The sequence below is a fragment of the Chitinophaga sp. CB10 genome (assembly GCA_001870995.2).
GTDB lineage: Bacteria > Bacteroidota > Bacteroidia > Chitinophagales > Chitinophagaceae > Chitinophaga.
Genome location: MLAV02000014.1, coordinates 18,235 through 41,322 on the forward strand (window position 1 = coordinate 18,235; position 23,088 = coordinate 41,322).

General features: G+C 53.0%; 17 protein-coding genes. 14 read left to right on the forward strand and 3 right to left on the reverse strand.

Going from position 1 to position 23,088, the window contains the following annotated elements; genetic code table 11:
• Positions 1 to 3: 3 nt before the first annotated feature.
• On the reverse strand, positions 4 to 1,215 hold the full coding sequence (locus BOC67_RS18530) for an MFS transporter (protein WP_291912265.1): 1,212 nt from the start codon (positions 1,213 to 1,215) through the stop codon (positions 4 to 6).
• Positions 1,216 to 1,373: 158 nt separating this feature from the next.
• Here BOC67_RS18530 and BOC67_RS18535 point away from each other — a divergent pair, with 158 nt between their 5' ends.
• The 13 genes from BOC67_RS18535 to BOC67_RS18595 all read left to right on the forward strand — a co-directional run bounded on the left by BOC67_RS18535 (position 1,374) and on the right by BOC67_RS18595 (position 17,581).
• Positions 1,374 to 2,339, forward strand: coding sequence for an alpha/beta fold hydrolase (locus BOC67_RS18535; protein ID WP_291912267.1), 966 nt, complete (start codon positions 1,374 to 1,376; stop codon positions 2,337 to 2,339).
• Positions 2,340 to 2,538: 199 nt separating this feature from the next.
• On the forward strand, positions 2,539 to 3,087 hold the full coding sequence (locus tag BOC67_RS18540; RefSeq protein WP_291912460.1) for a sigma-70 family RNA polymerase sigma factor: 549 nt from the start codon (positions 2,539 to 2,541) through the stop codon (positions 3,085 to 3,087).
• Positions 3,088 to 3,181: 94 nt separating this feature from the next.
• Positions 3,182 to 4,366, forward strand: a complete 1,185-nt coding sequence (locus tag BOC67_RS18545) for a FecR family protein (RefSeq protein ID WP_291912269.1) — start codon at positions 3,182 to 3,184, stop codon at positions 4,364 to 4,366.
• Between the two features lie 346 nt (positions 4,367 to 4,712).
• Positions 4,713 to 8,087: a TonB-dependent receptor gene (locus BOC67_RS18550; RefSeq protein WP_291912270.1), complete on the forward strand. Its 3,375-nt coding sequence runs from the start codon at positions 4,713 to 4,715 to the stop codon at positions 8,085 to 8,087.
• 21 nt (positions 8,088 to 8,108) lie between these two features.
• Positions 8,109 to 9,644, forward strand: coding sequence for a RagB/SusD family nutrient uptake outer membrane protein (locus BOC67_RS18555; protein ID WP_291912272.1), 1,536 nt, complete (start codon positions 8,109 to 8,111; stop codon positions 9,642 to 9,644).
• A 30-nt stretch (positions 9,645 to 9,674) separates the two neighbouring features.
• Positions 9,675 to 10,553 carry a hypothetical protein gene (locus BOC67_RS18560; RefSeq protein WP_291912274.1) on the forward strand — a complete coding sequence of 293 codons (879 nt, stop codon included), beginning with the start codon at positions 9,675 to 9,677 and terminating at the stop codon, positions 10,551 to 10,553.
• Positions 10,554 to 10,688: 135 nt separating this feature from the next.
• Positions 10,689 to 11,531, forward strand: coding sequence for a glycoside hydrolase family 16 protein (locus tag BOC67_RS18565; protein ID WP_291912277.1), 843 nt, complete (start codon positions 10,689 to 10,691; stop codon positions 11,529 to 11,531).
• 12 nt (positions 11,532 to 11,543) lie between these two features.
• The gene (locus BOC67_RS18570) at positions 11,544 to 12,947 is read left to right on the forward strand and encodes a glycoside hydrolase family 30 beta sandwich domain-containing protein (RefSeq protein WP_291912280.1); all 1,404 of its coding nucleotides are present in this window, start codon (positions 11,544 to 11,546) and stop codon (positions 12,945 to 12,947) included.
• Between the two features lie 27 nt (positions 12,948 to 12,974).
• A complete protein-coding gene (locus BOC67_RS18575) occupies positions 12,975 to 14,402 on the forward strand; it encodes a glycoside hydrolase family 30 protein (protein ID WP_291912282.1) in 1,428 nt (475 codons plus the stop codon).
• 84 nt (positions 14,403 to 14,486) lie between these two features.
• Positions 14,487 to 15,110, forward strand: a complete 624-nt coding sequence (locus BOC67_RS18580; protein WP_291912284.1) for a Crp/Fnr family transcriptional regulator — start codon at positions 14,487 to 14,489, stop codon at positions 15,108 to 15,110.
• Between the two features lie 66 nt (positions 15,111 to 15,176).
• Complete coding sequence (locus tag BOC67_RS18585; protein ID WP_291912286.1) at positions 15,177 to 16,586, forward strand: MBL fold metallo-hydrolase; 1,410 nt, start codon at positions 15,177 to 15,179, stop codon at positions 16,584 to 16,586.
• Between the two features lie 7 nt (positions 16,587 to 16,593).
• Positions 16,594 to 17,166 (forward strand): YeeE/YedE thiosulfate transporter family protein, encoded by a 573-nt coding sequence (locus BOC67_RS18590; RefSeq protein ID WP_291912288.1) that lies wholly within the window; start codon positions 16,594 to 16,596, stop codon positions 17,164 to 17,166.
• Between the two features lie 10 nt (positions 17,167 to 17,176).
• Positions 17,177 to 17,581 carry a DUF6691 family protein gene (locus BOC67_RS18595; protein ID WP_291912290.1) on the forward strand — a complete coding sequence of 135 codons (405 nt, stop codon included), beginning with the start codon at positions 17,177 to 17,179 and terminating at the stop codon, positions 17,579 to 17,581.
• 52 nt (positions 17,582 to 17,633) lie between these two features.
• On the opposite strand, the gene BOC67_RS18600 is transcribed toward BOC67_RS18595, so the two are convergent.
• Positions 17,634 to 19,904, reverse strand: a complete 2,271-nt coding sequence (locus BOC67_RS18600; RefSeq protein ID WP_291912293.1) for a beta-glucosidase — start codon at positions 19,902 to 19,904, stop codon at positions 17,634 to 17,636.
• A 114-nt stretch (positions 19,905 to 20,018) separates the two neighbouring features.
• Positions 20,019 to 20,981: a D-glycerate dehydrogenase gene (locus tag BOC67_RS18605; RefSeq protein ID WP_291912296.1), complete on the reverse strand. Its 963-nt coding sequence runs from the start codon at positions 20,979 to 20,981 to the stop codon at positions 20,019 to 20,021.
• 668 nt (positions 20,982 to 21,649) lie between these two features.
• Here BOC67_RS18605 and BOC67_RS18610 point away from each other — a divergent pair.
• The gene (locus BOC67_RS18610) at positions 21,650 to 23,074 is read left to right on the forward strand and encodes a glycosyltransferase family 39 protein (protein WP_291912299.1); all 1,425 of its coding nucleotides are present in this window, start codon (positions 21,650 to 21,652) and stop codon (positions 23,072 to 23,074) included.
• Positions 23,075 to 23,088: the final 14 nt, after the last annotated feature.

Here is a 23,088-nt window from a genome sequence, read left to right on the forward strand (position 1 = left end):
CGTTTAATATTGATGAGTGATTTTCCCTCCCTTAATATTTGCCAGCAATGCCAACACGATCATACCCGTACCCAGTATGCAAACGCCCATCCATCCATCAGCGCTCCATGCCCGGGCGCCCAGCAGCGATCCCAGTGAGCCGCCGGCAAAGGAACTGGAAATATATACGGTATTGAGCCGGCTCCTGGCTTCCGGGTTGAGCGCAAATACTTTTGACTGGTTGGAGATATGCGTTACCTGCATCCCTACATCCAGGAGTATCACGCCGGCAATCAGCCCGGTCAGCGAAGTGCCGGAAAAGCCCATGATCACATAAGCCAGTATCGCGGCGGCAATGCCCAGCAGGATGGTGAACTGCGGGCCTTTCCTGTCGGACGACTTCCCCGCCAGCGGCGCCGCCAGCGCTCCGCAGGCGCCGATCGCGCCAAACATACCCACCATATCGCTCTTAAAGTAAAAAGGGCTGCCTTCCAGGAGGAATACCAGCGTGGTCCAGAATACGCTGAAAGCGCCGAACATACAGAAGCCGGTAAAGGCTGCCTGCCGCAGCGCAGGCATTTCTTTGGTCAGCGTGAGAAGCGACTTCATCAGGCTCGCATAGCTGCCTTCGAAGGTAGGCGGGTTTTTAGGCAGTTTTACGCTTAATATCGCCAGCATAATGGCGGTGGCAAGGCCGCCTGTGAGGAATACCGCCCGCCACCCCAGGTGCGCGCCAATAAAGCCGCTGAGGGTACGGGAGAGTAATATACCAATGAGGAGGCCGCTCATGACCTTTCCCACAATTTTGCCCCGGGAGGCCGCCGGCGCCATAGTGGCGGCCATAGGCAGCAACAGCTGCGGCACGGCGGAAAAGATGCCTACAAACAGGCTGGCGGCGATCAGCATATAAAAGTTGGCGGAAAAGGCGGCCGCCATCATGCAGACCGCTGCGCCGAAAGTTTTTACCAGTATGAGTTTGCGCCGTTCGGCCTTATCCCCCAGGGGCACCACAAACAGGAGCCCTAGCGTATATCCCACCTGTGTGATGGTGGCAATAATACTCACCTGGTTGGTAGTGAGGCGAAATGTTGCTGCTATTTGCACCAGCAAGGGCTGGTTGTAATAGATGTTGGCTACCACCAGGCCGCAGGTAATGGCCATCAGCATGACCATCCCGTTGCTGATGCCGGGATGTGAAATGTTTAGCTGTGTTTTTTCCGTAATCGTCTGTTCCATCGCTCAAAATTTTTCCACATGCAAAGGTAGCACCCTTAATGGGCGGGGTGATAGTACAGGTTATCACAAGGCGTGTAGATATTATTGCTGACTAACATCAAGGTGGTATATTGAAAAGCGTCGATATATGTGGGAAAGTACCTAATTTTACGCCCGTTATGCCGCTCGTGAAAAATTCTGACTATGAGGCGCCGATGTTGCTGCGCAACCGTCACCTGATGACGATCTATCCTACTTTATTCAGGAGGATAAAGCCGGCTGCGTATGAAAGGCAACGGATTACAACGGACGACGGGGATTTCCTCGACCTGGATTTCAGCGTCCGCGGGAGCGACCGTGTGGTGGTCATCCTCCACGGCCTGGAAGGGGATGCCAGCAGGAAGTACGTATTGGGCATGGTGCAGATCTTTAATGCAGCAGGCTTTGACACGGTGTCGATGAACTTCCGGGGCTGCAGCGGCGAACCAAATAAGCAACTGCGGTTTTACCATAGCGGGGAAACGGGCGACCTGGACGCGGTCGTGCAGCATATTGCGGCACTGGAAAAGTATAGCAGTATCCATTTGGTAGGTTTTTCCCTGGGAGGGAATGTTACTTTAAAGTATTTGGGGGAGAAGGGAACGCTGCTGCACCCCAGGGTAAAATCAGGGGTAGCGATATCAGTGCCGTGTGACCTGGTCACCAGTTCCACTGAACTGGCCAAACCTCATAACAGCATCTATATGAACCGCTTTATTCGTTCGCTGGGGCAGAAGCTGGCGTTAAAGCAGCAGTTGTACCCGGAGGCGATCGACCTGAGAGGTTTTGAGCTGATAAAGAACTTCCGGCAGTTCGACGATCGCTATACAGCGCCGCTGCATGGCTTCCCGGACGCGCTGGAATACTGGCGGCGCTGCAGCTCCCTGGGCTTTCTGCACAGGATCAGCGTACCGACCCTGTTAATCAATGCAAAGGATGATCCGTTTCTCAGCAAGGAATGCTACCCGTACGAGATAGCGGCCAGCCATCCGTTTTTATATTTGGAAACACCGGAGAGAGGTGGACACGTTGGTTTTGTAAGCTTTAGAGATTATCATTACTGGACGGAAAAAAGGGCCTTGGAATTTACCTGCTCTTGTTTGTAGTTTGCAGTTGAAAAAAGAGGGGAAGCAGGTGTAGAAATTACGTTTAATTCAGTAAAATTTCGATTTAGCAAAGAATAACGGCACGGCATAAATTTGCAAGTAATCTTAGTAGTTTTATATAATTTACACATAGCCTTTAGACAACTATTTCTTTATTACTATGGAGCGAATGCCTTCAGAAGAGGAAGTGTTATACAGGATGCGTGGGGGAGATGAATCGGCCTTTTCAACTATTTATCGGCACTATCACCCTGGTTTATATGTTTACCTGTTGCGTTTTTGCAAGGTGCCGTCCCTGGCGGAAGACCTTGTACATGACGTATTTTTAAAGGTTTGGGAAATAAGGGACCGGATTAACCCGGAATTGTCTTTCGGCGGATACCTCTACAGGATCGCCAGGAACCACGTCCTCAAAACAATCCATAAACTCGCTGATGACCATGAGCTGCGGGCGCAATTGTATGCGCAGCTGCAGGAGCGCGAAACCGCCAACCAGGTGGACGTGCATACCCGGGAGTATGAACGCCTGTTCCGGGAGGCCGTAGCCGGGCTCACCGTGCAGCGGCAAAACGTTTTCCGCCTCTGCCGGCAGGAAGGCAAAAGCTACGAGGAAGCCGCCGCCATATTGGGGATTTCCAGGAACGCGGTGAAAAAACACATGGTGTTGAGCATGCGTTTTATACAGGACTATATATACAGGCATGGCGACATACTGGTAGCATCTTGCCTTGTTGCGATGTTTTTTTAAAAAAAAATTTCTCCGGAGGGGTACCCTCCATTTCAATTTTAGGATATAGTACTTAGCCGCACTGCAAAAAAGTGCCTGCCACGTTATACACGTTATGCATCACCCTGCATCATACTATCAGCAACTATTGGCCAAATACCTGGAAGGTAAGTGTACGCCGGAGGAATCCGAAGAGCTCCTTCAATGGCTGAATACCAAGGAATCGCGCCGCACTGCGCTGCAGGCGATGCAGGAGGAATTTGAACGGAGTATGACGGAACCGGCCATCGTCCCGGAATCCATGAGTAACCGGGTAGAAACCAGGTTATTGCAGGAAATCAGCCGGGATAAGGAAGCGCCGGTACACCAGCTGCGCCGCCGGAAATGGATGGTGGCAGCCGCCGTGATGACGGGAGTGGTAGTGGCAGCGGGCTATCTGTATAATAACAACAGGTCGAAACCTGCGGTGGTAAAACAGATCGCATCCGTGGCGGATATTAAACCAGGATCAGATAAAGCCATACTGACATTGGCAGATGGCACTCAGGTTACATTAGATAGCGCAGGAAATCAGGTAATCGTCCAGGGAGGTACAAAAGTTAAGCAACAAAACGGCCAGCTGCTCTACGAAACAGATGGCCAGACTACACAGGCTGAAACTTTTAATACGCTTAACGTACCACGTGGCGGCCAGTTTAAACTGGTATTACCTGACGGATCGACGGTTTGGCTCAACGCCGCGTCCAGCCTGCGCTATCCTACTGCGTTTACGGGCAATACCCGTACCGTGGAAATAAAAGGCCAGGCGTACTTTGAAGTCGCCCAAAACAGTAATAAACCCTTTATAGTCAAAGCCGCCGGCACGACTATCCAGGTACTGGGAACCGGCTTTGATATTATGTCGTATGCCGACGAGAAGGAGCAGCGGACCACGCTGGTGGAAGGCGCCGTAAAAGTGAAAGCCGGCACGATTGAAAAATACCTGAAGCCGGGGCAGCAGGTGGCTCTGGATAACGAAACCGGGGTGGCAACTGTACAAGATGCGGATGTACAGGGCGTTATAGCCTGGAAAACCGGCTTCTTTGAATTTGACAATGTAAGCTTGTCCACGATCCTGCGCCAGCTGGGCCGCTGGTACGACCTGGACATCGTCAACAAATTCGCAAACAACAACAGCAGGCTGGGTGGCCGTATCAGCCGCAACCTGCCGTTGTCGGAAATATTACCGATGCTGAAGAGCGCCGGCGCCGAGTTTACCCTCAACGGGCGAACCCTGGTGGTAACGCCTTCAGCGAAATGAGAGAATTAGAAATTATTAACTAAAACAACAACTCGAACTGAAAAGGGACAGCGTATGAAATCGGCCGGCATCCACGACGGCAGTACCACGTTCAATTATTAAAGTTAAAACTGAAAACAACCGAGAACAGACATGACAACCGAAACAAGTTAACAGTTTAGGTGTCCAAAAAAATACCGGAAGCGCTCGCAACACTCCCGGCAATAATTTGGGCAAATAAACTGAACAGAATTCCCTTATCGAATCATATTCGTCAATTCCCAAACACTACAAAAGTATGCAATTTAACTTTAGTGGTATAGTTTCCGGTGCCCGGAAATTTGTATCTACAAAAACGTTCTGCGTTATGAAATTGACTGCCTTTTTGCTGCTCGCCGCTTGCTTACATATCAGCGCAAAAGGATTGTCGCAGCAGATCACACTTTCAGAGAAAGGCGCTCCCTTGAAAAAAGTACTGCGTGAGGTGGCCCGCCAGGCTGGAATTTCTGTAGTTTACGATGAAGCTCAACTGGCAGCAACTTATCCTGTTACTATTTCCGTAAAAAATGTTTCTGTTCAGACCGCGCTGGATAAAGCGCTGGCCGGACAGCCTTTTTCCTATAAAGTGGAAGGCTCCCGTATTACGCTGGTAAAAGCCAGTTCCGTTAATACCGCTGCTGCCGATTCCTCCATCACCGTTACCGGTAAAGTAGTGGACGAGAAGGGCGACCCCATTCCCGGCGCTACCATCCGCGTACAAGGCACCTCCACCGGTACCGCCACGGATGCAAACGGGCACTTTTCCATTAAAGTACCCAGTCCTAAATCCCAGCTGGCTTTTTCTTTTATCGGCTATAATCAGCAGGTGCTGCAGGCGTCGGCCAACGCAATGACGGTGAAACTGGCCCTGTCCTCCACCTCCCTGACGGAAACCGTGGTAGTAGGTTATGGCGTGCAAAAGAAAAGCGTGGTAACCGGTTCCATCTCCTCCATCAAATCCACTGAGTTTGAGAACCAACCGGTAACCCGCGTGGAGCAGGTACTGCAGGGCCGCACTTCCGGCGTAACCGTGGTAGCTTCTTCCGGCCAGCCGGGTTCCGCTTCCTCTGTCCGCATCCGCGGTAACACCAGCTTCAATAACAACGACCCGCTGTGGGTAGTGGATGGAGTAGTGGTGGACAACGGCGGCGTAAGCTACCTCAATCAGTCCGATATCGAAAGCATGGAAGTACTGAAAGATGCCGCTTCTGCAGCCATCTACGGTACCCGCGCCGCTAACGGGGTTATCCTCATTACCACCAAAAAAGGTAAGGAAGGCAAACTGCGGGTTAACTACAACGGCTACGTGGGTACTTCCGCTCCTGCACGTAAACTGAACCTCCTCAATGCCACTGAATATGCCACCCTTATCAACGAAGGGCTGGTGGCAGACGGGAAAGCGCCTAAATACGCGAACCCGGCCGCACTGGGCGAAGGTACCGACTGGCAGGACCTCATCTTCAACAACCACGCTTTCCGCCAAAACCATGAGATCAGCCTGAGCGGCGGTAACGACCGTTCTACTTTCTATACTTCCTTCGGTTTGATGAAACAGGATGGTATCGTAGCTACCGATATCTCTAAATATCAGCGCGCTACCTACCGTATCAACTCCACCCACAAGATCGCCAAATGGCTGACTTTCGGTGAAAACCTCAGCTACGCCTACGAAAAGAACTCCGGCCTCGGTAACACCAACAGCGAGTTCGGCGGCCCGCTCAGCTCCGCGATCAACCTGGACCCTATCACGCCGGCAGTAGTGTACGATAAAACCGTTGCGGCCAACGCTCCCTACACCAACACCGGCGTAGTGCGCGACGCCTCCGGTAACCCGTACGGCATCTCCGATGCGGTAAAACAGGAGATCACTAACCCGCTCGCCTATATCCAAACCAGGTTAGGTAACTACAACTACTCCCATAACCTGGTAGGTAATGCCTACCTGGAAGCGGAACCAATCGCAGGCCTGAAACTGAGATCCACCTTTGGCGGTAAGATGGCCTTCTACGGCTCCGATAACTTCGTTCCGGTGTATTACCTGAACTCTTCTACCACCAACACAAGGACCAGCTTCACCAGGGATCAGAATAACAACCGCTCCTGGAACCTGGAAAACACCATCTCCTATTCCAGGACGATCAATAAACACGACTTCAGCGTGCTGGTAGGGCAGGGCGCCTATATGGACGGCTACCTGCAAAACACCAACGTCGCCTACTTCGGCATCCCGGCTTCTACTTTCAAAGAAGCTTCCCTGAACTATAAAATCGCCAACACCAATAAAACCGCCAGCGGAAAGGATGGGCTGTTACATACCGTAGCTTCCTACTTCGGCCGCCTGAACTATAACTACGCAGAGAAATACCTGGTAACCGGTATTATCCGCCGCGATGGTTCCTCCCGTTTCCCGACTGACAGGAAATACGGCGTATTCCCGTCCGTGTCACTGGGATGGGTACCTACCAAAGAGGAATTCTTCCCTGAAAACAACGTGATCGACTTCCTGAAGATCCGCGGTGGTTACGGTAGCGTAGGTAACGACTACATCGTCGATAACGGCGCCCTGAATGAGCATGGCTACCTTTCTACCATCGGCGATGGCAGAAACTATACCATCGGTGGCGAAATCCTCGTGGGTAACAGCCCGAACGCGCCTGCCAACGTGCTGCTGCACTGGGAAGAAACCCACCAGACCAACATCGGTTTTGACCTCGCTTTCTTAAAGCACTTCAATTTCACATTCGACTGGTTTAATAAAAAGACAGTGGGCATCCTCATGAACCCGCGCGTACCAACATACACCGGTTCCTTCTCCAACCCTCCTGCCAACGTGGCGGATAACCAAAACCGCGGTATCGACATGGAGCTGGGTTACCACGGCAAGATCGGCGAAGTGCAGTTGAACGTAAACGGTAATGCGTCCTACGTTAAAAATAAATCCCTCTACCTGGGCGATGGCGTAGGTTACATCACTACCAACCAGCAGAACTTCCAAAGCTCCACTTACCCGATCACCCGCACCGTGCTGGGCTACCCGCTGAATGCTTTCTATGGCTTCAAAACTGCCGGCATCTTCCAGAACCAGGCGGAAGTGGATGCCTATGTGGATGGAAAAGGCAATAAAATTCAGCCGAATGCAAGACCAGGGGATTTCCGTTGGGTAGATACCAACGGCGATGGCGCCATCACCGAAGCGGATCGCCAGGTGCTTGGCAACCCGATGCCTACCTGGACTTACGGCCTCAACATCTCCGCTACCTACAAAAACTTTGATATCAACCTGTTTGCACAGGGCGCCGGTGGTAACAAAATCTTCCAGGGTCTGCGCCGCCTCGATATCAAGGAAGCGAACATGCAGAACAAAGCGCTGGGCCGCTGGACCGGCGAAGGAACTTCCAATACTTATCCGCGTATGACATTGGATGATCCTAACCGTAACTACTCCAATCCTTCTGACTTCTACCTGGAAGATGGCGACTATCTCCGTCTGAAAGTATTGCAGATTGGTTATACTTTGTCCAACAACGTATTGAAACGCATCGGTGCGCAACGTTTACGCGTATTCGTTACCGGTGAGAACCTGTTTACCTTCACCAAATACACCGGCTTCGATCCTGAAATCGGTGGTACCGTATCCAGCATCGACCGTGGTATCTATCCACAGGCGCGCTCTTACATGTTTGGTCTGAATGTTACTTTCTGATAATTTAAAAAGCAGGACAAAATGAAAAGAAAATTCTTTAAATCTATAATAATAGCAGCGGGTGGATTGTTAGTGTTTGCTGCTTGTAGTAAAAGTTTCCTCGAAACAGATCCGACCGGTACCCCGGTAGAAAATAATTACTACCGTAACGAAACCGAAGCCTTCAAGGGCCTGGTAGCGGTGTACGATGTGCTGGGCTGGCAGGGTAACGCCTATATCACCAAAACAGGTATGGCGGATGCCGCCTCCGATGATCACTATGCAGGCGGCGGTAGCTCTACGGACGTTTCCGGCTTGCAGGTAATGTCCAACTACACCGTGGATGCAGCCACCGGCCCTTCTGCGGAATTATGGCAGAAAGGTTATGCCGGCGTTTTCAGGGCTAACCTCCTGATGGAAAAGCTGCCGAACGTGCCGATGGACGAAAATAAAAAGAAGCGTTTTGTAGCTGAATGTAAAGTTCTCCGCGCTTACTTCTATTTTGACCTGGTACGCTTGTTCAAAAACATTCCCCTGATCACCAAAACCCTCGCTACTTCCGAGTTTAACACGGTAGAACAGGCGGACCCCGCACAGGTATGGGCGCTGATTGAAAAGGACCTTACAGAGGCTATCGCTGAAACCCAGCTGCCTGATAAACTCGCCGGTTCCGAAACCGGGCGTATGAACAAAGGCATCGCACATGCCCTGCTGGGAAAAGTATATCTCTGGGAGAAAAAATATGCCGAAGCTGCCGCCCAGTTTGAACTGGTAAATGGTATTCCGGGCGCTTCCAACGCTTACGGTTATTCCCTGCTGCCCAACTATGCGGACTTGTGGAAATTTACCAATAAATTCAATTCCGAATCTATTTTCGAAATCTCCTTCTCTTCCCTGAGTGGCGGTACCTGGGATTGTACTTCCTGCACGGAAGGTAACGTGCTGAACGTAATGGTAGGCCCTCGCGGTTATTCTCCAACCCCGGGCGCGCCGGATTACTATTCAGGCTGGAGCTTTCTGCCTGTAACGCAGTCCCTCTTCGATGCGCTGCACTTCGATCCCCGCTTCAATGCCACCATCATCAACCTGGACAGCCTGGAGAAAAACGGTATTGCCAAATACGAGAAAGGCTACATGAACACCGGTTATTTCCTCGCCAAGTTTGCGGCTAAGAATTCCGACAGAACTACCGGCGGTGGTAACGTGGAGCTGAACTTCGGGCAGAACCTCTATGAAATCCGCCTGGCGGACAGCTACCTGATGGAAGCGGAAGCCCTGGTAAGAGCCGGCGGCGGTACCGAAGCAGGCAGCCGCGCCTATACGTTGCTGAACGCCGTGCGTGCACGCGTGGGCCTGAACCCCGTGTCCGCCACGATCGACAATATCATGAAAGAAAGACGCCTGGAACTGGCTGGCGAAGGTCATCGTTGGTTCGACCTCGTTAGAACCGGCGATGCCGCTACCGTGCTGGCATCCAAAGGATTCAAGGCAGGTAGGAACGAAATCCTTCCGATCCCGTTACAGGAGCTGGAAAACACCAAAATTCAGCAGAACAAAGAATATGGTGGCACTAAATAATGCTGTCAACAACCTTTAAAAAGTCTATTCATGAAATTTGCCAATAAAAATATACTAGCCGCAGTGCTGCTGGGCGCAAGCGCCTTTGCCGCCTGTTCTCCGGAATCCGATAAAAAATCGCTGGGCGCAATCCCTGCAGGTTCCTTCACCGTTACGCCGGTGGCCAACGACGGTAACCGTTTTGTAGTAAGCAACACCACCCAGGGCGCTTTTATGAGCGTGTGGGCGGCGTCTAACGGTGGCGCCTCTACGCTGAAAACTGATACCCTTACCTTCGGCCGTAAAGGCGCCTGGGATATTAACCTGACCGCCTATACGCAGGGCGGTTCCACTACCGCCAAACAACAGGTAACGGTGGCCGCGGATATCCCGCCGGCGCAGATCGTGGGATTCTACGACCTCACCAAATCCAGGGTGGATACCCAATGGCTGTCGCTCAAAATGGGCGCAGTAGCCACTACTATCACCTATACGCCCAACGGCGTGAACTTCTCCAAGCCTGCCAATGCCGCTTCCAACGGCGGTATTTATCGCAAAGTGAAGATCAATCCTAAGCGCGATTATTACCTGCAGGTTTTCGCAAGAGGCCAGCTGGTAAAACTGGCGGGCGATTCCGCCTGGTTCGAAGCCTACATCGGTAAGGACCTGCCGTTGAACAACTTTAATTACACCTCCAATCTTGTGGCAGGTTTCAATACCAACAGCGCCTGCGGCCTCGCTGCCATGAACGGCAACATCGTTCCGGCGGCATGCAACGGCGCAGCGGCCGGTAAAGCAGGCCTGGTAACCTTTAGCGATGCGGCTGATTATTACATCGTCATCAAAGCGGGTAGTAATTCCCCTGCCAACGGGCTGGGTGCGGCAGGCATCACGGTTGACAGTGTGAAGCTGCTTGAGCAGATCAGATAATACACTTTGTTCCGGTTACCGGTATTTGCGTTTCGCCCTGCGGAGAGATGCAAATGCCGGGGAAACCGCCAGCGCTGCGGCTTATGGCGGTTTCCCCGGAACAACGGTTACCACTCATCAAATTTTCCACACGTAATGAACGCGGTTGCAGTATCTTTCGTCTCCATGCTGATGGTTTCACAGCTATGCCTGGCCAGCAGCGATACTACCTCACCCAAAAAACTACCAGTTCCGGTTGACAAAGCCTGGAAATTTGAACAGTCGCCTGTTTGGGCAGACGAGTTTGATTATTCCGGTATGCCCGATCCCGCCAAATGGGGATATGACGTTGGCGGCGGTGGTTGGGGAAACCACGAACTGCAATATTACACCGACAGCGGCAATGCCATCGTAGGCAATGGCGTACTCACCATTACTGCCCGCAAAGAGGATAAGGAAAACAGACATTATACCTCCGCCCGCGTGATCAGCAAAGGCAAAGGAGATTTCCTGTACGGCCGCTTCGAAATCAGAGCGAAGCTGCCCGCAGGCAGGGGGACCTGGCCCGCCATCTGGATGCTGCCCACCGACTGGGCATACGGCGGCTGGCCCAACTCCGGGGAAATGGATATCATGGAACACGTTGGGTTTAATCCCGGCAAAGTCCATGTCAGTATGCACACGAAAGCATACTATTTTAAAATCAATACACAGAAAACCAGCGTAACGGAGGTGGACAACATTTACGATGCATTCCATACCTACCGGCTGGACTGGACGCCCGCTGCCATCCGCGCTTATATCGACGGCAGGCAGGTGTTTGAAATGAAGAATGAAGGGCAGGGCTTCGAGGTATGGCCGTTCGACAAACGGTTTCACCTGTTGCTCAATGTAGCCGTAGGCGGCGACTGGGGAGGCAAGCAGGGAGTGGACGACCGCATTTTTCCTACGGCCATGCAGGTTGATTATGTGCGGGTGTACAAGATGATAGATCAATAAATCCACGTATAGATGAAAGCAAACAGAAATATCGTTATATATACCCTCGCGCTGCTGCTGGCGGGTACTAGCGCCTATGGCCAGGCAACGCAGCGGGGAAAGGTGGACGCCTGGATCAGTAACCCTGACCGCTCCGCCTTATTGCAAAAACAAGCGAACAGCCTTTCTTTTACTAATAGTGATAACGGCGCCCCCATCATTGACGTGGATGCCACAAAAAAATTTCAATCGATTGATGGTTTTGGCTTTACCCTTACCGGCGGCAGCGCCACGCATATCCATCAAATGCCTGCCGCCGCGCAGGACGCCTTGCTGAAAGAATTGTTCCTCACGAAAGACAATGGCATCGGCATCAGCTACCTGCGTGTCAGCATCGCAGCGTCCGACCTGAGCGCAGAAGTATTCACCTACGACGACGTGCCCGGAGATACCGCCCTGCAGCACTTTTCCATCGGCAAGGAAAAAGCGGACCTGATCCCTGTACTGAAAAAAATACTGCAACTCAATCCCGGCATTAAAATCCTCGGCTCCCCATGGACGGCGCCAGCCTGGATGAAAACCAACAACTCCTTCATCGGCGGCAGCCTGAAGCCGGAGTACTACCAGGCTTATGCCCGGTATTTTGTCAAGTACATCAATGCCATGAAAGCGGAAGGCATCCACATTGACGCCATTACCATTCAGAACGAACCGCTGCATGGCGGCAACAATCCCAGCATGGTGATGCAGTGGCAGGAGCAGGCCGCCTTCGTGAAAGAAGCCCTGGGCCCTGCTTTCCGCAAGGCCAAACTGAAAACAAAGATTATCCTGTACGATCATAACTGCGATAAGCCGGAATACCCGATGAACATCCTGGCCGATAAAGCAGCCTATCCGTATATCGATGGCTCCGCGTTCCACCTCTACGGCGGCCGCATCAGCGCCATGAGTACCGTTCATGACGCCTACCCGGAAAAACGCCTCTACTTTACGGAACAGTGGTCCGATGGGAAAGGCAGCTTCGCCAAAGAGCTGACGGGCAATACTACCCGGCTAACGATTGGGGCTATACGAAACTGGAGCCGTAATGTGCTGCAGTGGAACCTTACCTCCAATTCCACGCTCACCCCGCATACGGACAAGGGCGGCTGCGGGCAGTGCCTCGGCGGCGTTACCATCGATGGGGCCAGCGTTACCCGCAACTCGTCTTATTACGTGATCGGCCATGCGTCCAAATTTGTGGCGCCGGGCTCCGTAAGGATCGCATCCAACGAGCCGGAACACCTGGATAACGTGGCTTTCCGCACGCCGGCAGGCAAAAAAGTGCTGGTAGTGGTGAACAACCATCCTACCGAACAGCAGTTTCAGATACGTGAAAATGGAAGGCTCGCAGCGGTGACGCTGGGTAGCTACGCCGTTGGCACTTACGTCTGGTAACCATTAAATTTTATTTTTTTGAGAGAGATGAAAAAGACTATTCTGGCAACTGCCGCGTTCTTCGCCATAGCCGCGCAGGGGTACAGCCAAAAACAAAAAGCAATCGTATATACTACCGCGCAGGGTACCCAATTGCGGCTGACGCAAAATGGCATCCTCCAATTCCACCCGATGCCGCAGCCTTTTGAAACAGAGCCCTGCGTGTTCGTGGATCCGAAAGTAACCTTTCAGACCTTCCAGGGAATCGGCGGCGCGCTGACGGATGCTGCAGCCGAAACGTTCTATAAACTGCCTAAGGACAAACAGGCGGAGCTGCTGAAAGCTTATTTTGATGTTAATAACGGTATCGGATATACGTTTTCCAGGACCAACATCGCCAGCTGCGATTTCAGCAGCGATACCTATGCTTATGTGGAAGACCATGACAGCACCTTGAAAACATTCAACATCAAACACGATTTACAATATAAGGTACCATTCATCAAAGCGGCCACCCAGGCGGCCGGCGGCACGCTGCCGCTGTTTGTAAGCCCCTGGAGCCCGCCGGCATGGATGAAGGACAACAACAGCGTATTGCAGGGCGGTAAACTGCTGCCCCGTTATTATGCGGCCTGGTCCAACCACTACGTGAAATTCATCAAAGCCTACGAAGCCCTTGGCATCCCGGTATGGGGCCTCAGCGTGCAAAACGAGCCTATGGCCAAACAACGCTGGGAATCCTGCATCTTCACCGCGGAAGAAGAAAGGGATTTCATTAAGCAATACCTCGGCCCTACGCTGGCAAAAAATGGCCTGGGCGGCAAAAAGCTGATCGCCTGGGATCATAACCGCGACCTCCTGTATCAACGCGCCAGCACGCTCCTCCAGGATAAGGAAGCCGCCAAATATATCTGGGGCATCGGCTACCACTGGTACGAAACCTGGACCGGCAGCGATATGCAGTTCCAAAACGAAAAGCTGGTACAGCAGGCCTTCCCGGGTATCAACCTCGTGTTTACCGAAGGCTGTATCGAAAAATTTGATTACAACCGCCTGAACGACTGGGCCATCGGCGAAAAGTACGGTTACTCCCTCGTGAATGATTTCAACAGCGGCACCGTAGCCTGGACGGACTGGAACATCCTCCTGGACGAAAAAGGCGGACCAAACCACGTGGGCAACTTCTGCTTTGCGCCCGTGCATGCGGACACACAAAAAGGACAACTCATTTATACGAACGCGTATTATTATTTAGGCCATTTTTCAAAATTCATCCGCCCCGGTGCGAAGCGTGTGGTAAGCTCCAGCAGCCGCTCCCAGCTGCAAACGACTGCCTTCGTCAACAAAGACGGGAAACTGGCAGTGATCGTACTCAATACCAGCGATAAGGAGATCAAATACAACCTCTGGATCGCCGGTAATGCAGCGCCGGCTGTAAGCCAGCCACACTCCATCAACACTTTAATAGTTGAATAAGTAAAGATTCAAGTATTTCATAACGAGTAGATGATGATATAAAGCCCTCCGTTTCGTCCGGAGGGCTTTTCGTATATTTGCAGTATGGATGTATTGAACAGTATCACGGCTTTTCAGTCCAGCCCTGAGCTCCGGGAAAAACTCTACGAGTATAGCACCATCCGTACCTTTAAGGAAGGAGAGGTGATCCTCAACGAGTGCGCCAATATCCGCGCCATTCCCATTGTTACGCGGGGCAGCATGCGCGTGCTCCGTACGGATGAGGACGGGCGGGAGATACTGCTCTACTACATCCGTGCCGGGGAAAGCTGCATCATGTCTTTCCTGGGCGGCCTGCACCAGGAAGAAAGCAAGGTCAAAGCCGTGGTGGAAGAAGAGGCGGAAATCTATTTCCTGCCGGTGGAAAAGGTGGGGCTGTTTATCAGGGAGTACCCCGAATGGCTGGATTATATCTTCCGCTTATACCACAAACGCTTCGAAGAACTGCTGGAAGTGGTGAATGCCGTGGCCTTCCGCAAAACGGACGAGCGCCTGCTGCAATTACTCCGCAAAAAAGCTGAACTCACCGGCAATAACCAGTTACAGGTTACCCACGAACAACTGGCCAACGAGTTGGGCACGGCCAGGGCGGTGGTTTCCCGCCTGCTGAAGCAGCTGGAGGCCGACGGTACGGTCAGGCTGGGCCGGAACAAAATCTCCCTTATGTGACAAATGTCACCGTCCGGGACAGCATAATGTCTGACCTTTGATAAATCTAATCTAAACGGCTTTATTATGCAGATAGAACAGATTTATACCGGCTGCCTGGCACAAGGTGCTTATTATATTCAATCCGCCGGAGAAGCGGCTATTATTGACCCTTTACGCGATACGGCGCCTTACCTCCGCAGGGCGGAGAAGGACGGCGTTGCCATCAAATATATTTTCGAAACACATTTCCATGCCGACTTTGTGTCCGGCCATATCGACCTGCACCAGGCCACCGGCGCGCCCATCGTGTACGGCCCCGGCGCCGACCCCGCGTTTGACGCCATCATCGCTGCGGACGGGCAGGAGTTCCGTATAGGCAACGCGACCATCAAAGTGCTGCACACGCCCGGGCATACGCTGGAGAGCGTGACCTACCTGCTCCGCGACGAGCAGGGGAAGGACTACGCCATCTTCAGCGGGGATACCCTCTTCCTCGGCGATGTAGGCCGGCCTGACCTGGCGCAAAAGAAGGACGGCATCACCAAAGAAGACCTGGCCGGCATGCTGTACGATAGCCTGACGAACAAGATCATGCCGCTGGCAGATGAGGTGATCGTGTACCCGGCCCATGGCGCAGGTTCCGCCTGTGGTAAAAACATGATGAAGGAAACCGTGGATACCCTCGGCCACCAGAAGGCGGTGAACTATGCGCTGAACCAGCCCGACAAGGCCGCTTTCATTAAAGCCGTAACGGACGGGCTCCTGCCGCCGCCGGAATACTTCCCCGCCAACGTACTGATGAACAAACAGGGCTACCGCAGTATGGACGAGGTGATGAAAAAAGGCCTGATGGCGCTAAACCCATCCGCTTTTGAAAAGGCCGCCAATGATACCCGCGCGCTGATACTCGATACCCGCGATAACGCCGCTTTTGCCGCAGGCTTTGTGCCGCAGTCGGTCAACATAGGGCTGAAAGGCGATTTTGCCCCATGGGTGGGCGCGCTAATCGGCGATGTGCAACAGCCTATACTGCTCGTAAGCGAGCCCGGGACGGAACCGGAAGCCATCGGGCGCCTGGGCCGCGTAGGCTTCGATAACGTCATCGGCTACCTGGACGGCGGTTTCGAAAGCTGGAAGAACGCCGGCAGAGTAGTAGATACCGTCGATCGTATTTCCGCGGAAAAATTCGCTGCACAGTATGATGAAGATATAACGGTGGTGGACGTACGAAAAGAAAGCGAATACAATGCTGCGCATGTCAAAAACGCCGGCAACAAACCACTGGCTGATATCAGCAGCTGGATCAAAATGCTCGACCCGGATAAACATTTCTATATTCACTGCGCCGGCGGCTATCGCAGCATGGCGGCGGCCAGTATCCTGCAAATGCACGGCTACCGCAATTTCAGCGAAGTAGCAGGCGGAATGAATGCGATTCAACAAACCAACGTACCTGTAACGGATTTTGTATGCCCTTCCGGCAATAATAAGTAATCTCAATATGGAACAACTGAGCATGTGGCTGCGTCAGCCCTGGCCCTGGTATGTGGCCGGGCCGCTGATTGGGCTGACGGTACCTTTACTGCTGGTACTGGGAAATAAAACTTTCGGGATCTCTGCCTCGCTTCGTCATGTATGCGCAGCCTGCATCCCCGCTAACATACCTTTCTTTACCTACGAGTGGAAGAAGGAAAAATGGAATTTAGTTTTTGCTTTGGGAATATTACTGGGTGGTTTTCTTGCGATGACCTTTATGCGGGATAGTACAGCCGTAACTGTACACCCGCGCCTGGTAAATGAATTGGCAGGGTATGGGATACACGATTATTCGTCCCTGATCCCGGGGGAGCTGTTTAGCTGGCAGCAGCTGCTCACGGTCCGCGGGCTGATCATGATGGCTGGCGGCGGCTTCCTCGTCGGCTTTGGAACCCGGTATGCGGGTGGTTGTACGAGCGGCCATTCCATCATGGGCTTAGCTTCCCTGCAATGGCCTTCGCTGGCAGCTACCTGTTGTTTTATGGCAGGCGGATTTATCATGGCCAACCTGATCTTGCCTTTTATCCTTTCTCTTTAAGCGATTCACTATGTTAAAATATTTATTGGCAGGTATTGCCTTCGGGATCATACTGGTAAAGGCCGAACTGATAAGCTGGTTCCGGATACAGGAGATGTTCCGCCTCCAATCCTTCCACCTGTACGGCATCATCGGCAGCGCCGTGGTAACGGGCATGATTGCCGTGATGCTGATCAAAAAGTTCGGCATCAAAACTATCCGGGGAGAGGTTATTCATATCCCGGATAAAAAATTCCATAAGGGAAATATCTACGGTGGGTTGATATTCGGATTGGGCTGGGCGCTGACGGGGGCTTGCCCGGGACCGCTCCTGGCGCAGGCTGGCGGCGGCGCTACGGTTATTGTTATTACCCTGCTGAGCGCTGTGGCAGGCACCTGGGTGTATGGAAAATTGCGGGAGCGGTTGCCGCATTAACCAACCGGCAGCAACGGGTACATGCCTGTTGCTGCCGGTTTAGGTTTGCCAATTATTTTACGCTGACGCTTACTTTTTCTGCAATGATCTCTTTGGGAATTTTTAGGTCGGCAGATGAAATAACCGCGGCGGCATTACTGCCGAGCTCAAATTTATAATTACCCGGCGTCACTACCCACGCCATCTTTGCCTCATCAAACCAGGCCAGGTCCTGCGTGTTTACGCTGAGCTGCAGGGTTTCTTTCCCGCCGGGAGGCAGTATGGCCGTCTTCGCGAAGGCTTTCAGTTCCCGTACCGGGCGGCCTTGCGCAATTGCCGGCGCGCTTACGTACAGCTGCACCACTTCCCTTCCGGGGCGGTTGCCGGTGTTGGTAACGGTGACGGATATACGAACCGGGTAAGTGCCGGGAGCGCTGGCAATACGGGGCCGGCTATACGAAAAAGTGGTGTAGGATAACCCGTATCCGAAAGGATATGCAGTGGCTATGTTGCGGGTGGTATATCCGCGGTAGCCTACATAAACATCTTCCGCATAACGAACCTCTGAAGGCTTGCCCATCAATGGATTGCCGTTATCGCTGCCGCCCGGCAGTTCCTTGCCGGGGAAGTCCGCTGCGGAGGGCACATCCTGGTACGCCATCGGGAAGGTGGCCGCGAGCCGCCCGGAAGGATTGACGTTGCCGCTGATCACATCCGCAATGCTGCTGCCGCCTTCCTGGCCGGGCTGCCATGCCAGCAGGATGGCGTCCGCTAATGATCGCCAGCTGGCAGTTTCAATCACCCCGCCTATATTCAGTACCACTATCACTTTTTTATTATTGGCATGAAACGCTTCGCTGACCGCTTTCAGCAGCGTGCGTTCATCTTCCCGCAGCAGGAAATCGTCTTCCACCTTGCGGTCGCTGCCTTCCCCGGCGTTGCGGCCGATGGTGATGATGGCGGCGTCCATGTATTTGGCGAGGCGGTTGATGGCATCCGTATCCGGCTGTTGTTCCGGGATGGGCGGCGGCGTGCTGAATAAGCCCGTGGGTTTGGGTTGTTGGGCCGTCTTTTCCGCGATGTAGCGGGCGTATTCCGTTTGCAGGCCTGCATCGAGCACATAGCCGCCTTGCAGCATGGCTTTGTCCAGGTCTGTCACGTAGGCTTTATTCACATCCCCGCTGCCGGTGCCGCCGGCAATGAGTTTATACGAGGTGACGCCAAACAGAGCTACTTTGCCGGGCGGCGCGATGGGCAGGGCGCTGTCGTTTTTGAGCAGCACCATGCTTTCCGCGGCGGCGCGGCGTACGATGGCCGCGCTGCCCGTAAGGTCCGGCTTATCGGTGTATTTGTACTTTTTGAACGCGGGCGATTGTATGGCCAGCTGCAATATACCGGCTACGTTGGCGTCCAGCGTCTGGGCGGGGAGGGAGCCGTCTTTCAGGGCGGCCAGCAAAGCCTGCGACTGTGCATAGAATCCCGGCATCAGCAGGTTATTGTATGCGTTGAGTTGCTTTACCGGATCTGTGCCGCCAAACCAGTCTGTCATCACAATGCCTTTGTATTTCCATTCGCCCCGCAGGATGTTTTTCAGCAGGGCCGGACTTTCGGAGGTGTACACGCCGTTGATCTTGTTGTAGGACGACATCACCGTCCAGGGCTGGCCGTATTTAACCGCCAGCTGGAAGCCGCGCAGGTAGATCTCCCGGAGGGCGCGCTGGCTAACGATGGTGTTGAGCTGCATGCGGTTAAACTCCTGGTTGTTGGCCGCGAAGTGTTTGATGGAGGCGCCCACGCCCATAGATTGGACGCCCCGTACGATGGCGGCGGCCATATGGCCGGTGAGCAGCGGGTCCTCCGAAAAATATTCAAAGTTGCGCCCGCCCAGCGGGTTGCGCTGGATGTTCATCCCCGGCCCGAGGATCACGTCGATGCCGTATTCCAGCGCTTCCTTCCCCATTGCTTTCCCGATCTGCGTTACCAGCGCCGTATCCCAGCTGGAAGCCAGGAGCGTGGCTACGGGGAAGCCGGTGGCATAATAAGGCCGGGTCGTGTCGTTATTGCGGAAAGGGGCGATGCGTACGCCTGCAGGGCCGTCGGAAAGGGTGAGGGATGGGATGCCGAGGCGGGGGATGGCGTGGGTGCGGCCGGCAGCGCCGGGCACTTTTTCCGGTATGTTGGCATCCTTCGGGTCGCCGGGCGGAAGGATGCCGGGAGGCAGGCCTTCTATCCGGAGGCCCATGCCCGTCACCAGGCTCACCTTCTCTTCTGCCGTCATGGCCGCTACTACGCGGGGAATACTTTGTTTGTCTGTAAGTCTGATATTGTTTTTATCCTGTGCCATCGTATTAACTGTTATACCTAACAGGACAGGGATGGACAAGCATTGGGAAATGTTGTACTTCATAGGGAACAGTATCTGCTGTCCCTAAGTTATTCAATTTAGCTTACTTTTTTGCTAGCTTTTAACGGGCGTAGGCAGCGGCTGCCCCTGGGCCGCGGCGATAATGTTTTCTGCCGCCAGTACGGCCATACGCCCACGCGTTTCCACCGTGGCGGAGCCGATATGCGGCAGCACGGCTACGGTGGGGAGGGAGAGCAGCGGGCTGTCCGCCTGCATGGGCTCGGGGTTGGTCACATCCAGGCCGGCCCCCCAGATGATTCCTTCCTGCAGGGCTTCGTATAAAGCCGTTTCATCGTGTATGCCTCCCCGGGCCGTGTTGATGAAGATGGATGTAGGCTTCATCCGGCTGAACACCGCTTTGTTAAACCTGCCTTTGGTTTCAGCGGTGAGGGCGGTATGCACGCTGAGTACATCGCTTTGCCCGAGCAGTTCCTCGAACGGCACCCAGGCGGCGTTGAGGGCCTGCTCCGCTTCCATATTACGGTGGCGGTTATTGTAAATGACCTTCATGTCAAAAGCGCGCTGGCAGCGGCGTGCGAGGATAGTGCCGATGTTGCCCAGCCCCCATATCCCGAGGGTTTTGCCTTCCAGGTCGATGCCGAGGTTGGCCGTAGGGTCGGAAAAGCCCCATTCCTGGCTGAGGATGCGTTTATGCATGTAAAAAGCCTTGCGGGCTACGGCTTGCATCAGGAGGAAGGCTACGTCGGCAGTGGATTTGCTGGGTACTCCCGGCACGTTGGTAACGGGAATGCCTAATTCTTTTGCGGCCTTCACATCGATGTTGTCATATCCGGCGCTCATCAGCGCAATGATTTTCAGGTGGGTGCACTTACTGAGAAACTCGCGGTTCATAGCTTTACCGCCAGCGTAGTAGAGGGCGTCGTAGGATTGCAGCGTATCCGCCAGTTCATCCGGGGAGAGGCTTCTTTTCTCTTTCCATTCTGTTACGTCTATACCTGCCTGCTCCATACGGATGCGGCCTTCAGCGGGAATCACCCTTGTTGCAAAAACCTTCATATACTATTTATTGGTGGTGGGGGTATGCAACAAAGATAGTGCCTTTCCGCCGCTTGCGCCAGGAGGAAATGCCCGCCCCGGCACGATATTAATAGGAAAATAATCCTGCTTTTTTATACCTTTGATCCCCGAACAGTGTAACAATGATGAAACGTACAGCTTTGCTGTAACGGACAGGCCCTGCCATCCACTCTCCTTTAACAGGCGCCTGTGTAATTATCCCATCTTGTTTCCTGCTCACTTAGTACCGGTGCAATAATACTGCAGTATGCATTACTGCTGCATGATATGATACCAACCACCAGGAGCGGCGCAGCAAGAGGGTTCTTGACCGCATGAAGGGCCCCGGGGAGTATTCCCCCTGCTGCCGGCCTCCATGGTGAAAAGTGGCAGGCAGACAAAAAACCAGCAGTCATCGATTTTCCACAACAGTTTGACATAACTGTCCATACTTTGCCACTGCATTTACAAATTGCTGAGGAAATAATGCAACAATACTTATGTTGGTTTGTTGTAATGTGGTATGTTCCTCGGGGGCATGGTATTTGCGCATTGGGCACCAACAAGACTGTCACACTACAACTGGGGTATGCATGAACCGACCGGCGACTAACCTATATGGCTATATTAAAACTGATAAGTGGATATATTTATCCCTGGTGATTATATTGGCATTACGCGTTGCGTTTATATGGCTGATGGGTCCCATGCCGCAGGATGCCTACTACTATTTTTACGGGCAGCACCCCGCGTTGAGCTACTTTGACCATCCTCCCGGAGTAGCGGTACTTACCAGAACTTTCTCGGAAATTTTCGGCGCGCACAGTTATGCCATCAAGCTGGGCGATACTATCGTTACCTTGCTGATGACAGGTTGCTTTTACCTGCTGGCGCAAAAGTTCCTGAGTTCGCATAAAACCTGGAAAGCTTTACTGCTACTGCTTTCCACGCTGATGGTCACCATTCTTTCGCTGGTGACCACGCCGGATGTGCCCCTGATGTTATGGTGGGCGGTTTCCCTGTTGTGTTTGCACAAAACGATTTTTGAAGGCAGGCGGCATTGGTGGATATGGACAGGTATTGCCATGGGGCTGGCGTTTGACAGTAAGTACACCGCTATATTCCTGCCGGCGGGTACCGTGTTGTTCCTGCTGTTGAGCGCGCGTAACAGAAAATGGTTAACGTCCCCCTGGTTCCTGCTTTCCATCGTTTGCTTTGTCATCACCATCTCGCCGGTGATCATCTGGAATGTGAACAATGGCTTTGCGTCGTTTAAATTCCAGTCCTCCGAGCGGGCGGGCGATATAGAGCTGAACTGGCTGGACGTGCTGGGGGTGGTAGGCCACCAGGCTGCCATCCTGATACCGGTACTCTTTTTTGCGCTTTGTTACTTCATCTGGAAGGCCATCCGCAGGTATGGCTGGAAGTGGGGCCGCGTGCCGGAAAAGGAGCTTTGGTTGTTATGTTTTTTCCTGCCGGTGTTCATCGGTTTCTTTTTGATATCCCCGGTGTACTGGGTGAAGCTGAACTGGATGATGCCCGGTTATATTACCGGTATTATCTGGGTGAGCGTTTGGTTGGGCCGGCGCTGGATGCGCTGGCAGTACATCATTTCCCTGGTGGTGCACCTGGCGCTGGCGGTGGAAATATTATTTTACCCGGTGCCGGTGAAGTCGGACGATACCTGGGCAGGGTGGCCTGGGTTGGGCAAAGCCGTGCAACAGTTGCACGCAACTTATCCTGATGATTTTATTTTCTCTGCGGACGACTATAAAACCAGCGCGATACTCAACCTTTATATGGGTCAGATGGTTTATTCTCAGAACATCATTGGCAAAAGAGCCCTGGAGTTTGACTATGTAGGTACGGACCTGCAAACGCTGAAAGGCAGGAATGCTATATTTATCAACTCCCTGACGGATGTAAAGGATGATGTGGATGAGCAGGCGTTTGTGAAGGACCTGCTGCCTTACTTCAGCAGCGTTACGCCACTGCCGCCGATTGTGGTAATGCATAACGGCAAGCTGGTGAGGAAGTGGCTGGCGTTCAGGTGTATGAACTACAAACCGCCGGTGGAGCAGCGTTTACCATAACTGATGATCGCCGT

Bases quoted from the DNA above. Each gene is read 5' to 3' on its own strand.
- BOC67_RS18530 (WP_291912265.1), bottom strand. From the start codon at position 1,215: ATGGAACAGACGATTACGGAAAAAACACAGCTAAACATTTCACATCCC.
- BOC67_RS18535 (WP_291912267.1), top strand. From the start codon at position 1,374: ATGCCGCTCGTGAAAAATTCTGACTATGAGGCGCCGATGTTGCTGCGC.
- BOC67_RS18540 (WP_291912460.1), top strand. From the start codon at position 2,539: ATGCGTGGGGGAGATGAATCGGCCTTTTCAACTATTTATCGGCACTAT.
- BOC67_RS18545 (WP_291912269.1), top strand. From the start codon at position 3,182: ATGCATCACCCTGCATCATACTATCAGCAACTATTGGCCAAATACCTG.
- BOC67_RS18550 (WP_291912270.1), top strand. From the start codon at position 4,713: ATGAAATTGACTGCCTTTTTGCTGCTCGCCGCTTGCTTACATATCAGC.
- BOC67_RS18555 (WP_291912272.1), top strand. From the start codon at position 8,109: ATGAAAAGAAAATTCTTTAAATCTATAATAATAGCAGCGGGTGGATTG.
- BOC67_RS18560 (WP_291912274.1), top strand. From the start codon at position 9,675: ATGAAATTTGCCAATAAAAATATACTAGCCGCAGTGCTGCTGGGCGCA.
- BOC67_RS18565 (WP_291912277.1), top strand. From the start codon at position 10,689: ATGAACGCGGTTGCAGTATCTTTCGTCTCCATGCTGATGGTTTCACAG.
- BOC67_RS18570 (WP_291912280.1), top strand. From the start codon at position 11,544: ATGAAAGCAAACAGAAATATCGTTATATATACCCTCGCGCTGCTGCTG.
- BOC67_RS18575 (WP_291912282.1), top strand. From the start codon at position 12,975: ATGAAAAAGACTATTCTGGCAACTGCCGCGTTCTTCGCCATAGCCGCG.
- BOC67_RS18580 (WP_291912284.1), top strand. From the start codon at position 14,487: ATGGATGTATTGAACAGTATCACGGCTTTTCAGTCCAGCCCTGAGCTC.
- BOC67_RS18585 (WP_291912286.1), top strand. From the start codon at position 15,177: ATGCAGATAGAACAGATTTATACCGGCTGCCTGGCACAAGGTGCTTAT.
- BOC67_RS18590 (WP_291912288.1), top strand. From the start codon at position 16,594: ATGGAACAACTGAGCATGTGGCTGCGTCAGCCCTGGCCCTGGTATGTG.
- BOC67_RS18595 (WP_291912290.1), top strand. From the start codon at position 17,177: ATGTTAAAATATTTATTGGCAGGTATTGCCTTCGGGATCATACTGGTA.
- BOC67_RS18600 (WP_291912293.1), bottom strand. From the start codon at position 19,904: ATGGCACAGGATAAAAACAATATCAGACTTACAGACAAACAAAGTATT.
- BOC67_RS18605 (WP_291912296.1), bottom strand. From the start codon at position 20,981: ATGAAGGTTTTTGCAACAAGGGTGATTCCCGCTGAAGGCCGCATCCGT.